The 14,332-nt window shown below is 57.6% G+C and carries 13 protein-coding genes and 1 pseudogene; 10 read left to right on the top strand and 4 right to left on the bottom strand.

Translation table 11 applies throughout. The features are described 5' to 3' along the window. Positions 1 to 72 precede the first annotated feature (72 nt). Positions 73 to 1,362 (top strand): citrate synthase, encoded by a 1,290-nt coding sequence (locus ACSZO1_RS10975; RefSeq protein WP_437612430.1) that lies wholly within the window; start codon positions 73 to 75, stop codon positions 1,360 to 1,362. Between the two features lie 131 nt (positions 1,363 to 1,493). On the opposite strand, the gene ACSZO1_RS10970 is transcribed toward ACSZO1_RS10975, so the two are convergent. Next, a complete protein-coding gene (locus ACSZO1_RS10970; protein ID WP_437612428.1) occupies positions 1,494 to 2,399 on the bottom strand; it encodes a helix-turn-helix transcriptional regulator in 906 nt (301 codons plus the stop codon). A 110-nt stretch (positions 2,400 to 2,509) separates the two neighbouring features. On the opposite strand from ACSZO1_RS10970, the gene ACSZO1_RS10965 reads away from it, so the two are divergent. The 4 genes and pseudogenes from ACSZO1_RS10965 (at position 2,510) to ACSZO1_RS10950 (ending at position 5,610) form a co-directional block, all read left to right on the top strand. After that, a complete protein-coding gene (locus ACSZO1_RS10965) occupies positions 2,510 to 3,934 on the top strand; it encodes an MFS transporter (protein WP_437612426.1) in 1,425 nt (474 codons plus the stop codon). An 81-nt stretch (positions 3,935 to 4,015) separates the two neighbouring features. After that, a complete protein-coding gene (locus ACSZO1_RS10960; protein ID WP_437612424.1) occupies positions 4,016 to 4,264 on the top strand; it encodes a ParD-like family protein in 249 nt (82 codons plus the stop codon). Further along, positions 4,264 to 5,048 (top strand): annotated as a pseudogene (gene map / locus ACSZO1_RS10955) (type I methionyl aminopeptidase). The gene ACSZO1_RS10960 and the pseudogene map overlap by 1 nt, the downstream one beginning before the upstream one ends. A gap of 13 nt (positions 5,049 to 5,061) precedes the next feature. After that, entirely contained in the window at positions 5,062 to 5,610 is a 549-nt protein-coding gene (locus ACSZO1_RS10950) for a TetR/AcrR family transcriptional regulator (protein WP_437612422.1), read from the top strand. 76 nt (positions 5,611 to 5,686) lie between these two features. On the opposite strand, the gene ACSZO1_RS10945 is transcribed toward ACSZO1_RS10950, so the two are convergent. Then, a complete protein-coding gene (locus ACSZO1_RS10945) occupies positions 5,687 to 6,520 on the bottom strand; it encodes a DUF1684 domain-containing protein (protein ID WP_437612420.1) in 834 nt (277 codons plus the stop codon). A gap of 289 nt (positions 6,521 to 6,809) precedes the next feature. Here ACSZO1_RS10945 and ACSZO1_RS10940 point away from each other — a divergent pair, with 289 nt between their 5' ends. Beyond that, entirely contained in the window at positions 6,810 to 7,388 is a 579-nt protein-coding gene (locus tag ACSZO1_RS10940) for a hypothetical protein (protein ID WP_437612418.1), read from the top strand. A 7-nt stretch (positions 7,389 to 7,395) separates the two neighbouring features. Here the strand turns inward: ACSZO1_RS10940 and ACSZO1_RS10935 are convergent, their stop codons facing one another. Next, entirely contained in the window at positions 7,396 to 8,430 is a 1,035-nt protein-coding gene (locus ACSZO1_RS10935) for a LacI family DNA-binding transcriptional regulator (RefSeq protein WP_437612416.1), read from the bottom strand. A gap of 217 nt (positions 8,431 to 8,647) precedes the next feature. Here ACSZO1_RS10935 and ACSZO1_RS10930 point away from each other — a divergent pair, with 217 nt between their 5' ends. The 4 genes from ACSZO1_RS10930 (at position 8,648) to ACSZO1_RS10915 (ending at position 13,887) form a co-directional block, all read left to right on the top strand. Further along, complete coding sequence (locus tag ACSZO1_RS10930) at positions 8,648 to 9,676, top strand: ABC transporter substrate-binding protein (RefSeq protein ID WP_437612414.1); 1,029 nt, start codon at positions 8,648 to 8,650, stop codon at positions 9,674 to 9,676. Positions 9,677 to 9,772: 96 nt separating this feature from the next. Further along, a complete protein-coding gene (locus tag ACSZO1_RS10925) occupies positions 9,773 to 12,004 on the top strand; it encodes an ABC transporter permease (protein WP_437612412.1) in 2,232 nt (743 codons plus the stop codon). Beyond that, on the top strand, positions 12,001 to 13,062 hold the full coding sequence (locus ACSZO1_RS10920) for an ABC transporter ATP-binding protein (RefSeq protein ID WP_437612410.1): 1,062 nt from the start codon (positions 12,001 to 12,003) through the stop codon (positions 13,060 to 13,062). The genes ACSZO1_RS10925 and ACSZO1_RS10920 overlap by 4 nt, the downstream gene beginning before the upstream one ends. Before the next feature lie 24 nt (positions 13,063 to 13,086). Next, positions 13,087 to 13,887 (top strand): inositol monophosphatase family protein, encoded by an 801-nt coding sequence (locus tag ACSZO1_RS10915; RefSeq protein WP_437612408.1) that lies wholly within the window; start codon positions 13,087 to 13,089, stop codon positions 13,885 to 13,887. 73 nt (positions 13,888 to 13,960) lie between these two features. Here the strand turns inward: ACSZO1_RS10915 and ACSZO1_RS10910 are convergent, their stop codons facing one another. Beyond that, on the bottom strand, positions 13,961 to 14,248 hold the full coding sequence (locus tag ACSZO1_RS10910) for an SIS domain-containing protein (protein ID WP_437612406.1): 288 nt from the start codon (positions 14,246 to 14,248) through the stop codon (positions 13,961 to 13,963). Positions 14,249 to 14,332: the final 84 nt, after the last annotated feature.

The following is a 14,332-nucleotide window of genomic DNA, read 5'->3' as shown; positions in this document are numbered from 1 at the left end:
ATGGTGTTGATACGGCCGAAAAACGGTTCAGGTTTATCGCTCCATTATGCTGTTGGCGGGAAGGCCAAATCTATGACAACGAAACAGGCGACACTTTCTCTGGACGGGCAATCACCCGTACAGCTTGATCTTTTGACCGGGACGCTGGGACGAAGTGGGGTGGATATCACTGCCCTCGGCGCGCATCAGCTGTGCAGTTTTGACCCCGGTTTCACTCATACCGCAGGCTGTAAGTCAGCCATCTCCTGGATCGATACCGAGAACAGCGTGCTGCTGCATCGCGGTTTTCCCGTGGAGCAACTGGCGCGCCAGTGTGATTTCCTTGAAGTCAGCTATATCCTGCTGCATGGCGAAACGCCGACGGAAGCGCAGTATCAGGCCTTCCGTAGCGCGGTCACCAGCCAGAATCTGATCCATGAACAGATGGCGCGGATGGGCAGCGGTTTCCGCCGTGACTCGCATCCGATGGCGCTGATGTGTGCCATGGCTGGCGCGCTGGCGGCGTTCTATCACGATGAACTGGATGTCAATAATTCGGCGCACCGTGAGCAGGCGGCTATTCATCTGCTGGCGAAAATGCCCACGCTGGCGGCAATGAGCTATAAATATGCCATCGAACAACCGGCGAATTACCCGCGCAACTCGCTCTCTTATGCCGGTAATTTCCTGCAGATGCTGTTTGCCGTGCCAGCGGAAAAATATGAGCTGAATCCGGTGCTGGAGCAGGCGATGAATCAGATCCTCGTGCTGCATGCTGACCACGGCCAGTGCGCTTCCACCACCACCGTGCGTGTGGCGGGTTCATCGGGCGCCAATCCTTTTGCCTGTATTGCTGCAGGGCTGGCGTCGCTGTGGGGGCCACAACATGGTGGCGCTAACGAAGCCTGCATGCGCATGCTGGAAGACATTCAGACCGTCGGGCAGATCCCGGCGTTCCTCAGCCGCGCGAAAGCACAGCCGGAAATGCTGCGCCGTCTTGGTTTTGGTAACTCGCGCTACCGTAGCCTTGACCCGCGTGCGGCGGTGCTGCGCGAAACCTGTCATGCGGTACTCAGTGAGCTGGGAATGACCGACAGCCTGCTGCAGGTGGCGATGGCGCTGGAAGAGGTGGCGCTGAGTGATGCTTACTTTATTGATAACGGCCTGTATCCGAGTGTCGATTTCTATACGGCGGTGATCCTGAAAGCGATGGGACTGCCTTCCTCGATGTTTGTGGTGGTTGCCGCGGTGGGACGTACGCTCGGCTGGATTTCACACTGGAATGAGCTGTACAGCGAACCGCTGAAGATCTATCGTCCGCGTCAGATTTATGTCGGTGAACCGCAGCGGGAGTATGTTTCCCGGCGCCACACCGCGGAGTAATGGCAGGCACTTTCCCTGCATTCGTCACTGCTCTGGTTCCCTCCCCCATAAAATGGGGGAGGTCAGGGAGGGGGAACCCGTAGCACGGCGTCGGCAGCTCCCCCATCCCCGCGCCGCGGGGGAAGGGGCCGTCACTGCCCGGCTGAGACAGCGAGCGTTCCCTTACAGGCATCTTGGGCAAAATGCGCCAGCACCTTTTCTCCTGCCTCATCCACCGGCAAATACACCAGCAAACGCACGCCATCACGCGGCGCTGAGAACCAGTTCACCTGCTGCATATTGAATGCGCCGAACTGTGGGTGAATAAACTGTTTAATCTGGTTTTCAATACCGCGCACTTCGTGACGCTGCTGCCAGTGTGACCTGAACTCATCCGAAACCGCGAAAAAGCGCTCCAGCAGTGCTTCCCAGCGTGGATCGCCGCGATGTTCCGCCATGCCCGCCCGAAAATAAGCGACGAAAACAGGCAGAATACACTCGCGGTTGCCGAGGCTGTTACGCCAGTGTTGATTGGTCAGAAACTGATAAATACAGTTGCGCTCATCCGGTGGCACCTGATCGAGATCGACACCGGTCAGGCGGCAAAAGCTCTGGTTATAACCAATGATATCGAAATTGGGTTTCTGCATACTGGCGGGATGCGGCAGCAGCGCATCCAGCAAACGGCGCGACGCCAGGCTCAGCCCTTCACAAACCGCCACGGGCGGCGCTTCTGCTGGCGGCAGTCCTGCCAGCACAAACAGATGCCGCGTCTCCGTCGGGGTGCATTGCAACGCAGTCGCGATGGCGCTCATTACCGCCGCCGAGGGATTCACTTCCCGCCCCTGTTCCAGCCAGGTGTACCAGGTGACGCCGACATCGGCCAGCAACGCCACTTCTTCCCGACGCAAGCCCGGGGTACGGCGTCGGCCACTGCGCGGCAACCCCAGACGCTGTGGATCGAGACTTTCCCGTCGCGTGCGCAGAAACGCCGCCAGCATTTTGAGGCTGTCGTCGAGTGAAGCAGGACGCGGCTCCTGCAGCGGTAAAAGGCTCATCACAGACTCCTGGAGGGGTAGTGCCAGTACCAGTATAAGCAGGAACTGGTACTCGTTTAAATGTTCTGGAATGCTACGTCGACCTGCTGATAGATGCAATGGAGTCGTTGATGAATAAGCATCCTGTTTCACTCGGTAACACAGGGCTGGTGTTACTGCTAACCGCCCAAATGCTGCCGCTGATTGATACCTCAATTACCAATGTCGCGCTGGATTCATTAACTCAGTCGCTGGGTGCCAGCCATACCGGGCTGGAGCTGATCGTGGCGCTGTATGGCGTGGCATTTGCCGTTTGCCTGGCACTGGGCAGCAAACTGGGCGATAACCTCGGGCGTCGCCGCATGCTGCTGTGGGGTGTCGTGCTGTTTGGTCTGGCCTCGCTGCTGTGTGGTATCTCGGCTTCAGTGGGGCAATTACTGGCCGCACGAACCCTGCAGGGCGCTGGCGCAGCACTGATCGTGCCACAGATCCTCGCCACGTTGCATGTCACCCTGACAGGTCGCGCCCATGCGCGTGCGATTAGCCTGTACGGAGGCATTGGTGGAATTGCCTTTATTATCGGTCAGATGGGCGGCGGCTGGCTGGTGTCGGCAGATATTGCCGGGCTGGGCTGGCGCAATGCGTTTTTTATTAATGTGCCGATCTGTGTGCTGGTGTTGCTGCTCAGCCAGCGCTATCTGCCGGAAACGCGCAGCAGCGCCGTGGTGCGTATCGACTGGCTGGGAACCGCTATCCTTGCGCTGATCCTGTGCTGCCTGCTGTTTCCGCTGGTGCTGGGACCGCAGCTGAACTGGCCGTGGCCGTTACGTGCGGCGCTGATCGCGGTGATCCCGCTGGGGATTTGGATGCGCAGCGTAGCAGTAAAACAGCAGCAGCGCGGACAGCCATCGCTGTTGCCACCACGTTTACTGCAGCTGACCAACATCCGTTTCGGTCTGCTGATCGCGATTCTGTTTTTCACCTGCTGGTCTGGCTTTATGTTCTGCATGGCGCTGACTTTGCAGGCAGGCATGGGAATGGCGCCGTGGCAGTCCGGCAACAGTTTTATTGCACTGGGTATCGCCTACTTTATTTCCGCCTGTTATGCGCCAAAGCTGATTACCCGCTACAGCACCAGCCGGATTCTGCTGACCGGGATTGCCGTTCAGGTAACCGGCCTGCTGGGACTGATTATCACGCTGTACTGGCTGGGGAACGGCGCAGGTGCACTGGCAATCGCACCATCAACGGCGCTGATTGGTTACGGTCAGGCGCTGATCGTCAACAGTTTCTACCGTGTTGGTATGCGCGATATCCAGCCTGATGATGCCGGGGCGGGCAGCGCGATTTTAAGTACGCTGCAACAGTCGACGCTCGGCCTGGGCCCGGCGGTGTTCGGTGCGCTGTTCCTGCATTTACAGCAGGGCGGCGAGCAGGGCTATCCGCTGGCGATGGCGGGCGTACTGATGCTGGAAGTGGCGATGATGCTGCTGCTGGCGGCGATTACGCTGGCCCGCCGTCAGCGGTTAAGCGAAGGTCTGAGCCGGGCAAGCTAATCATCGTGCTGAACGGTAGCGGATTTTTACGAACATGGTATTATATATTTCATATATGTTTTGTATATAAATGAGATTGCCATGGGTATCGTTAAAATTTCCGACCTGATGCATGAAAATCTGCGTGTCGCCAGTAACGCACTGAGCCGTTCAATCAACTCTCAGGCGGAACACTGGCTGAAAGTGGGCATGCTGACGGAGATCTATCCGCATCTGACCTATCAGGAACTGATCAGAAAGCTGGTGCTGGCTGAGCTGGAAGGAGATAGCGATATCAGTCAACTGGTGCGCGACAAGTCACTGTCGGCAGAAAAGGAGCAACAAGCCTGATGCATAATACCAAAATCCACAATGCGGAAGAGATTGAACTGGCGCGTGCAGCGGGCCACGATGCGGCAAAAGTGCTGGAGATGATTAAGCCGTGGGTACGCCCGGGTATCACCACCGATGAGATTGATCGCCTGTGCCATGATTTTATCGTCATGGGCTGAAAGTGATCCCGGCCAATATTGGTTATCACGGTTATACCCGCACCGTCTGCACCTCGGTCAACCATGTGGTGTGTCACGGTATTCCTGCCGACAAGAAGCTGAAAGAGGGCGATATCGTCAATATTGATGTTGCCATTATTAAAGATGGCTGGTTCGGCGATACCAGCCGAATGTATTTTGTCGGTGAGCCTTCGATTCGCGCGAAGCGGCTGGTGGATGTCACCTGGCAGTCGATGGCGGCTGGCATTCGCAGTGTGCGCGCCGGGTCGACACTCGGTGATATTGGCGCCGCGATTCAGCATGTGGCAGAAGGTGCCGGATTCTCGGTGGTGAGAGAGTATTGCGGGCACGGGATTGGCCGTATCTATCATGACGACCCGCAGATCCTGCATTACGGCACCGCGGGCACTGGCATGGTGCTGGAAGCGGGGATGATTTTTACCATCGAACCGATGATCAATGCCGGGAAAGCGGCGACCAGTGTTCTCGGCGATGGCTGGACGGTGGTGACCAAAGACCGTTCCCTTTCCGCACAGTGGGAGCACACCATTGCCGTGACAGAAACCGGTTTTGATCTGCTGACGCCGTGGCCGGATGGTGTCGGCGAGTATGAAGTGATCTGAGCCGGATACCTTGATGCAGTCGAAAAGCGAAGCAACACAAGAGAGAATCATCCGTGCCGCGGCCGCAGTGATCCGCCGTGACGGGTTACAGGCCTGCACCCATCGTGCGGTGGCACAGGAAGCGGGAGTGTCGCTCGGCACCACGACTTATCAGTTCCGTACACTCGATGAGTTGCACAATGCGGTGATGCAGCAGGCGATCGAAGAGTTTGCCGTCAGCACGCGCAGCTGGCTGAGCGTCAATGCTTTTCAGCCGCCGGAAGAGGTGCTGACCCGTTTTGTGCTGTGGACGCTGGAGCAGCGTAACCGGCTGGATACCGAGTATGAGCTGTTTGTCGCGGCGGTGTCGCGTCCGTTGCTGCGTCCGTGCGCCATGCACTGGTTGCATGTGCATGAGGCGCTGCTGGTGGAGTATCTGCGGCTCAGTCGCGATCAGGCGCGTGCGGCGGTCTCGGTGACTGATGCCTGGCTGATGCGCGGGATACTGGATGAGGGGGCTAATGAGGTGAATGAAAAGATGATTCGTTCGCTGTTTAGTGCCATCGTCAGCGTGCAGCCGTAGCGTGTTTTAGCGCATGCGGTAAAGCGTTTCATCACCACAGGATGAAACGCTTTGCTCAGTTAACCGCTGTCAGCCATCAGCTATAACGCTTTTCACCGGCTTCGATCGCCAGCGGAATGTGATTTTCCGGCGGCGGCAACGGGCAGGTGGCGGCCGGGGTGTAGGCGCACATCAGATTGATGGCGCGGTTAAAATCGAGGACCACCCGGCCATGCGCATCAGGCGGCGCGATGGTCAGAGCACGCTGTTTGTCTGAGGTGGTGTGACCGGAGGTTTCATCGGTAAACAGCAACTGCAGGTTCTCACCAGCGGCGAAAGCGGTCAGACGCACCGTCTTACCGTGCAGGGTAAATTCGATATCACCCGGCGCGCTATAGACATGTTTCAGCCCCGCCACCACCGCGCCCACTGTCACGGTTCTGGCTTGTGGATACGCGATAAATTGTGCCTCCACACGCCACGCGGGATCAGGATAGTAAGCCGGTACACCAGTGAAGTGCTTCACTGTCTTGTAATCCGGGTTACGCGGTCTGAGCAGATAACGTCCTGTGCGTCTGGCGACTTCCAGTTTCGTGTTGCCATATTGCGGATAAACCGAGGTGTTGTCGGCTAATTCACCAAAACTGAACTCACCGGTAATCTCCTCTCCCTGCCAGGAGAATGCTTCGCCTGCGCCGAGCGTAACTTTCACCTCGCCATTAATCGCCTGCCACTCGCCGGGTACGCCCGCAAAGCGCTGCGCTTTTTCATCCAGCCAGTGCAGGCCGGTGATGGCTAAAAACCCCCAGGGATCAGCCAGCCGGGACAGGTGTTGCTGATGCCAGTTCTCCCAGTCGCCATAAAACGCCTTGTGACGGTCATCGGCATTGACGGTTGTTGCATATTTATCCACTGTTTCGCTTACGCTCATGCTAATCCTCGATCAGAAATGTAACTATTTAAGCAATATGGCATAAATCGTTGTGGCGGAAAATTGGTGCGCAACGCGATTAACAGAACAATATCAGCTGAGAAATTGCAGATAATGCAATAAACGTCGTGGAAAGCGCATTATTACGCAACCGGCGTGGGGCTGGTGGAGGAGGGCGGCGTAACAGAGAAAACTCTGAGTTCGCCCTCTGATACATTCATCTCGTACTGAATATCCTTTATCATCTGGCGGCGAGTTGATGAAAACCTGAAAGGAGTAGCCGCGCATAATGATTCACCGTTTCACTCTGACTGCTGTTGCCGCCGTTTTTGCCTTAACCGGCTGTGCCAAACCTGTGCCCACCGGGCCGGTAGCGGACTTCGCCTCCGGGAATACCCTGGTCACCGTCACTCATGTGCCTGCGCCAACGGAAGATGGCACCACGGTGTTTGTCACCATTGATGGCAATGATGCCGGTGCGCTGGAGAAGGGCGGCAACCTGACGCTCAGCGTGCCTGCCGGATCACATGAGATCGGCGGTTATGCCCGCTCGCTGATTGGCCGTGTCACCATCTCTCCGGTGAAAGTCACCACCGATAGCGAGAGTGTGAAGCACGTCGTCTATACCGTGACGAAGAGTAAGCCGGAGTTTTTAGAGCAGAAGAGTTCGCCAGTGGCGAAGCAGCCAGCAAAACAGGAAGCACAGCCTGCCGCGCAGCCGCAGGAGACGCAGTCCACGGCACAACAGACGCCGCAGCAGGATACCTCGTCAGCGGCACAGCAAGTGACATCCTCTAACACGCAGCAGACGCAGGAGCAGACTCAGCCGACCCAGGCTGTTATCACTGCCGCCACCCCGGAAGCGTAACGCGGATCTATCCGCCGCGCACCGAACCACGCCAGACCACGTCCGCCTGATATATCTGACAGGCAGAGCGCTGTTCTGCGCGTGGTGTCTCTCCCCGTTCATCCTGTTCCTCATTAACCAGCCACTGCACCGCATTACGGGCAAACTGTTCGGCAGGCTGGGCAAAGGTGGTCAGGTTATAGGATGACCAGCCAGACTGCGGGATATTATCGTAGCCAACCACACAGAGATCGTCCGGGATGCGCAGGGCGAAGCGATGGCGCGCCTCATCCATAAAGCCGCAGGCCAGCAGGTCGGTCACACAGAATACGGCATCGGGGCGGTCGTGGCGTGTCAGCAGACGGTGCGCCAGAATCTGACCACTTTCGTAGGACGTAGAACCAAAGCGCTCCACCATCACCGGCAGTCCGGCCTCTGCGGCGGCGGTGAGAAAATCGTTTTCACGTTTCATCAGGCTGGGCGTACCGGCCAGTGAGTTGGCGAAGGCCAACTGCTGACATCCTGCACGCAGGAACGCCATTACCGCCATCTCAGCGGCCGCCCGCGAATCGAGATTGATACTGAGAGAGCCGGGCAGCGACTCGTCGCGATTGATCAGCACCAGCCGCTGTCCATGTGTGTGGCACAGGCGGGTAATCGCCCGGTCGGGCATACCGGAGAGGATAATCGAGGCATCCGCGCGAAAGTTAATCGCCTGTTGCAGCGCCAGCGAGACGCTATGGTCGGAGCGGTCAGTATTAATCAGCATCGCCACTTTGCCCGCTTCCTGTAAAAACTGGCTCAGCCAGCTCACCAGACTGGCGCGGTAGGGGGTGGCTACTTCGGAGACAATCAGACAGACAATCCCACTGCGATTACGCACCAGTCCGCGCGCCAGGTGATTGACGTGATAACCCAGCTCTTCTGCCGCTTTCAGTACCCGGGCGCGGGTTGTGTCCGAGACACTGGCGCCCTGTGTATACGTGCGCGACACCGCAGAGCGCGAGACCCCGGCGTGTTTCGCCACATCCTGTGCACTGACCACCGTTTTCGGATGACTCATTCCTTCGCTTCCCGCCCGCAAAAAGATGTATTGAGTCTGCCTTACTTTGCAAAGCTGTGCAAAATAAATTGTACGTAAAATGTTTCATTTTTGTGACGGTGAGTCTCAATTGCTTAACAAGTCAATTGACAGCCTGTTTGCGGTTCTCTACTACTTTGCACATGCGTGCAATAAAAAGCGCCAAAGAAGCGCAACCCTGCAAACCAAGGAGAACACCATGCGTAACACCTCACTGCTCGCTGTGATCGCTGTCGGTTGCACGACACTCCCGCTGGCTGCTTCGGCGGCAGGCAACCTGAATATGATTTGCTCTGCTGATGTGGTGGTTTGTGAACAGATGACGACGATTTTCAGCCAGGCGCACCCGGACATCAAAGTGAATATGGTGCGTCTTTCTGCTGGCGAAGCCTATGCCAGACTCCGCAGTGAGGCGCGCAATCCGCGTACCGATATCTGGTGGGCAGGCACCGGCGATCCGCATATGCAGGCGGCAGATGAGGGGCTGAGTCAGGTGTATAAATCACCGTTACTGACGCAGCAGCATGACTGGGCGCAGAAGCAGGCGGAGATTTCCGGTTACCGCACGGTGGGGATTTATGCCGGGGCGCTGGGATGGGGCTACAACACGAAGTTACTGGCAGAAAAAAAACTGAAAGCGCCAGCCTGCTGGGCGGATTTGCTCCATCCGGCGCTGAAAGGCGAAATTCAGATTGCCAATCCTAACTCCTCCGGCACGGCCTATAACACACTGGCAACGCTGGTGCAGATTATGGGCGAAGACAAGGCTTTCGATTATCTGAAAAGGCTGAACAGCAATATCTCCCAGTACACCAAATCCGGTTCGGCACCGGTCAAAGCGGCGGCACGTGGTGAAACCACGGTGGGGATTGTGTTTATGCACGATGCGGTGGCGATGCAGGTGGATGGCTTCCCGATTGAGACGGTCGCCCCCTGTGAAGGCACCGGCTATGAGATTGGCTCGATGTCGATTGTCAAAGGCGCACGCAATCTGGCGAATGCCAAAGTGTGGTATGACTGGGCACTGAGTGCTGACGCACAGTCACATATGAAAGATGCCAAATCCTTCCAGCTGCCATCGAACCGCGACGCGCAGATCTCCGAATACGCCCCGCGCTTTGAGAATATCAAACTGATCGATTACGACTTCAAAACCTATGGTGATTCGGCAAAACGCAAAGCGCTGCTGAGTCGCTGGGACAAAGAGATCGGCGCCAGCGCACAGTAAGCGTGGTGCGGTAAGTCGGAAGATCCAATACTGCTGAATGGCGGTGGCGTAAGCCTGATGTCCGCTTCAGCCTGAACACTCAGGTCGGGGTGATTGATGAATGCGTATAATCGCCGCTTAACGGGCGCACTGGTCGCGGGCGCAGCAGCACTGACGCTGCTGCCGTGGTACGGGCTCGAAGCCGGTTTCTTTAGCGGTCGCTGGCTGCTCTCTTTATGGTCCGATGCTGCCACCGCTCCTGCGCTGTGGCAGGTGATGTTTTATCAGCAGCCGTGGCTGATGATTGCCGCCGTGTTGTGGCTGGCGTGTGCTGGCTGCACCGGGCTGAAATCCGGTCCGTTGCGCAGTGGCTTGTTACTGCTGTTCAGCCTGTCAGGTGTGCTGTTTCTGCTGCTGGAAGGGCATGCGATTGGTTACAGCGGCTGGAACTGGCTGTGGCTGGAAAACCTGTTTGGTCCGCTGGCGCAGGGACAACCCGCCATGGGCGCAGGCGCGATCCTGTTGCTGACCACCTTTCTGCTGCTGTTCTCTTTTGCGCTGGCAGAACGCGGCGTTCTGAAAGGTGATGCGTTTGTTGTGGCATCGATTGTGCTGCTGGTGGCGCTGGTCGGGACTTTTGTGCTCTATCCGGTGCTCAGCCTGTTTGTGGTTTCGGTGCAGGATGTGGATGGCAGCTTTCAGCCTGATGGCCTGCTGACCAACCTGCAGGACCCGGCGATCTGGAGCCTGTCATGCCTGAGCGGCGGCACCTGCGGCACCGCCTGGCGCACGCTGATGCTGGCACTGATGACTGCCAGCGGCTCAACGCTGCTGGGACTGGCGTTTGCGCTGGCGGCGACCCGTACTGCGTTTCCCTGCAAAAAAGCGCTGCGTCTGCTGACGATCCTGCCGATTATCACGCCGCCGTTTGTTATTGGCCTGGCGTTAATTCTGCTGTTTGGTCGTTCGGGCGTCGTCACCACCCAGCTCGCGGCACTGTTTGGCATTGAGCCAGGCCGCTGGCTGTATGGGCTGACCGGGATCTGGATTGCGCAGGTGCTCTCTTTCACACCGATTGCGTTTCTGGTGCTGATTGGCGTGGTGGAAGGTGTCAGTCCTTCGCTGGAAGAGGCATCACAGACGCTACGCGCCAGCCGCTGGCGCACCTTTTCCCGAGTCTCGCTGCCGCTGATGGCGCCGGGACTGGCTAACGCTTTTCTGATCAGTTTTATCGAAAGCATGGCGGACTTTGGTAATCCGATGGTGCTTGGCGGCAGTCATGGCGTGCTGTCGACCGAGATCTTTTTCTCGGTGGTGGGAGCGCAGAATGACCCCAGCCGGGCAGCGGTGCTGGCGATGATCCTGCTGTGTTTCACCCTGACGGCATTTATTGTGCAGCGGCTGTGGTTGTCGGGTAAAAACTTCGCCACCGTGACCGGCAAAGGCGATGGCGGGCAGCATGCGCAGCTGCCGCGTCCCCTGCGTTACAGCGTGTATGGCATGGTGATCCCGTGGGGCCTGTTTACGCTGGTGATCTACGGCATGATTCTGATCGGTGGTTTTGTCCAGTCATGGGGACTGAATGATGCCCTGACGCTGGACCACTATATCCGCGCCTTCCGTGTCAGCATCAATGACGGCCAGCTGGTGTGGAGTGGGGTCGCCTGGAACTCATTCTGGACCACACTGGAGATTGCGCTGATTGCCGCGCCACTGACGGCGATTGTCGGCCTGCTGACCGCCTGGCTGATCGTACGGCAGAAGTTTGTTGGCCGGCAGACCTTCGAATTTATGCTGATGCTGAGTTTCGCCATTCCTGGTACGGTCATCGGGGTCAGCTATGTGATGGCCTACAACCTGCCGCCGCTGGAAATCACCGGTACTGCGCTGATTCTGGTGGCCTGTTTCGTTTTCCGTAACATGCCGGTGGGCGTGCGTGGTGGCATCGCGGCGATGAATCAGCTGGATAAAAGCCTCGATGAGGCGTCGCTGACGCTTGGCGCTAACAGCTTCCGCACGCTGCGCAAGGTGGTGCTGCCGTTGCTGAAACCGGCGATCAGCGCCGCGCTGGTGTATGCCTTTGTGCGCGCGATTACCTCGATTAGCGCCGTCATCTTTCTGGTCAGCGCCCAGTACAACATGGCGACATCGTACATCGTCGGGCTGGTGGAAAATGGCGAATACGGCGTGGCGATTGCCTACTCGTCCGTGCTGATTGTGGTGATGCTGCTGGTGATCGCCATCTTCCAGTTACTGGTCGGTGAACGTCGTCTGCGCCGTCGCGCCAGTGTCAGTGCCGCAACCCGTGCGGCCAGTCCCCCATCATTAACTCAGGAGCGAGCGGTATGACCTCTGTCAATGCAGGATCTGTGGTGTTTGAACATGTCGCGAAACGGTTTACCGGGTTTACCGCCTTACCCGATCTGTCGCTGACAGTAGAAGCGGGAACGCTGGTCACCCTGCTGGGGCCATCAGGGTGCGGCAAGACCACCACCTTACGGTTGCTGGCCGGACTGGAACATCCTGACGCCGGGCGCATTCTGATTGGTGGCAAAGATGTCACCCAGCTGCCTGCCAATGAACGCGATGTGGCGATGGTGTTTCAGTCTTATGCGCTGTTCCCGCATATGAGTGCGCTGGACAACATTATGTATGGCCTGCTGGCGTCCGGTATCAGTCGCCGCGAAGCACAGGATCGCGGCCGCGAAGGGCTGAAGCTGGTGGGACTGGAAAATCAGGGCCAGCGTCTGCCCGCTGAGCTGTCTGGCGGGCAGCAGCAGCGTATCGCCGTGGCGCGTGCGCTGGTGCTGGAGCCGCAGGTGCTGCTGCTGGATGAACCGCTGTCTAACCTTGATGAGCGACTGCGACGCCGGGTCAGGAGCGATATCCGCGACCTGCAACAACGGCTCGGCTTTACCGCAGTGTATGTCACCCACGACCAGGAAGAGGCGCTGGCGGTATCCGATAAGATAATTGTCATGAAAGAAGGGGATATTGCACAGCAGGGCGCACCGGAGACGCTTTATCGCGCGCCAAATTCTGTGTTTATCGCTGACTTTATGGGCGAAGCCAATATTCTGCCGTGTCAGGTTGAACAGGTCGAAGGCAGCGAGGCGTTAATCCTGCTGGGCAGCCAGCGCTATCGCGTACAGGGGGCAGGGGCGCGACCTGGCAATGCGCAGCTGTCGGTGCGTCCGCAATTTATCACCTTGCATGGTGAGGGACAGGGGGCGTTACAGGGGAAAGTGACGCACAGTACCTGGCTGGGCGATCACATCGAATACGAGGTTAACACCGAGCTGGGGCCACTGTTTATTATCGACTCACTGATGGAACAACAATTGCCATTATCAGCGTCCGTGGCGGTGGATTTTAAACCGCAAGGCATTGCGCTGATTGCTGGTTAACAGCCATAACAGGAAGGACAGACTATGAATGACGTTGATCAACATCATCTGCGGGCGCGACTCTCGTTAGCGGAAGCGGTCGCCCGCACCGGTGGCGAGGTGGCGCTGAACTGGTTTCACCAGCGTGAAACCCTGGTGGTGGAAACCAAACACGATTTACAGGATGTGGTGTCACGCGCGGATCGCGAAGTGGAGCAGCTGATTGCGGCGCGTATCCGCGAACAGTTTCCGCAGGATGGCTTCCTTGGTGAAGAGTACGGCCTGCAACCCGGCACCTCGGGTTACACTTGGGTGGTTGACCCGATTGATGGCACCAGCCCGTTCCTGAATGGCATGCCGAACTGGTGTGTCTCGGTGGCGGTAGTGCATGATGGTGTGCCGGTGGTTGGGGTGATTTTTGCCCCCTGTTTCCAGGAGTGCTATGTTGCGGCGCTGGGGGAGGGGGCAACGCTGAATGGCCGTCGCCTGCAGGTGGACCCGACCCGTACCCTGCAAAATCATGTCACGGGCTTTGGCGCCAACAGTCATGTCTCGCCGGAGAAAGTGGGGGAAATTATTGCCTCACTGCTGGCTGCAGGTGGCAACTTTGTCCGTCTCGGCTCTGGCGCACTGATGCTGGCGTGGGTGGCGGCGGGACGGGTGGTCGGCTACTACGAGCCTTATATGCATGCCTGGGATTGTCTGGCGGGTTACTGTCTGGTGAAAGAGGCGGGTGGCTGGTATCACCCGTTCAATACCGAAGGTGAGCGATTCCTGAAGGGGGCGCAGGTGCTGGCCGTCGCGCCGGGGGCGGAAGCGGATTTACGCAGAATTGCCGGACTCTGATCCGGCGCTTATCCGTTATCGCCACAGGCGAACAGCGAACCCGTCTGGTCATAACGGTCAGGCGGGTAACCAGCTACGCCGTTTTACCGTGCTCCATCACCGCTTTACTCAGTGACTCGATAATATAAATCACCGGGATTTGCGTGGTGATGTTGATCATCTCTTCGATGCGCGTCTGTTTCATAAAGTAGCACAGCTGAAAATCCGCCATATTGCTGAGCGGTGACTGAATATCACTGGTGATAGCGATAATTTCACAACCGGATTTTTTGAGTTTTGCTGCCAGCTCCAGCGTGGGTGGCGTTTCACCGGAAACCGAGAGCACAATCGCAATATCGCCCTGCCAGGCGTTTTCTGCCACAGGAAACACGCGAATTCAGATAATAAGTGCAACGCTTGGTCATGTGGATGGAGGGACGGTTAGCTACCGATAAGCTATCCTGCT

Source organism: Erwinia sp. V71 (assembly GCF_965644245.1).
In the GTDB taxonomy this organism is placed as follows: domain Bacteria; phylum Pseudomonadota; class Gammaproteobacteria; order Enterobacterales; family Enterobacteriaceae; genus Erwinia.
The sequence above is the reverse complement of the archived record's forward strand: the minus strand, read 5'-3'. Positions and strand labels throughout refer to the sequence as shown.

Bases quoted from the DNA above. Each gene is read 5' to 3' on its own strand.
- ACSZO1_RS10935 (WP_437612416.1), bottom strand. From the start codon at position 8,430: ATGAGTCATCCGAAAACGGTGGTCAGTGCACAGGATGTGGCGAAACAC.
- ACSZO1_RS10930 (WP_437612414.1), top strand. From the start codon at position 8,648: ATGCGTAACACCTCACTGCTCGCTGTGATCGCTGTCGGTTGCACGACA.
- ACSZO1_RS10940 (WP_437612418.1), top strand. From the start codon at position 6,810: ATGATTCACCGTTTCACTCTGACTGCTGTTGCCGCCGTTTTTGCCTTA.
- ACSZO1_RS10945 (WP_437612420.1), bottom strand. From the start codon at position 6,520: ATGAGCGTAAGCGAAACAGTGGATAAATATGCAACAACCGTCAATGCC.
- ACSZO1_RS10920 (WP_437612410.1), top strand. From the start codon at position 12,001: ATGACCTCTGTCAATGCAGGATCTGTGGTGTTTGAACATGTCGCGAAA.
- ACSZO1_RS10970 (WP_437612428.1), bottom strand. From the start codon at position 2,399: ATGAGCCTTTTACCGCTGCAGGAGCCGCGTCCTGCTTCACTCGACGAC.
- ACSZO1_RS10915 (WP_437612408.1), top strand. From the start codon at position 13,087: ATGAATGACGTTGATCAACATCATCTGCGGGCGCGACTCTCGTTAGCG.
- ACSZO1_RS10925 (WP_437612412.1), top strand. From the start codon at position 9,773: ATGAATGCGTATAATCGCCGCTTAACGGGCGCACTGGTCGCGGGCGCA.
- ACSZO1_RS10975 (WP_437612430.1), top strand. From the start codon at position 73: ATGACAACGAAACAGGCGACACTTTCTCTGGACGGGCAATCACCCGTA.
- ACSZO1_RS10950 (WP_437612422.1), top strand. From the start codon at position 5,062: ATGCAGTCGAAAAGCGAAGCAACACAAGAGAGAATCATCCGTGCCGCG.
- ACSZO1_RS10965 (WP_437612426.1), top strand. From the start codon at position 2,510: ATGAATAAGCATCCTGTTTCACTCGGTAACACAGGGCTGGTGTTACTG.
- ACSZO1_RS10960 (WP_437612424.1), top strand. From the start codon at position 4,016: ATGGGTATCGTTAAAATTTCCGACCTGATGCATGAAAATCTGCGTGTC.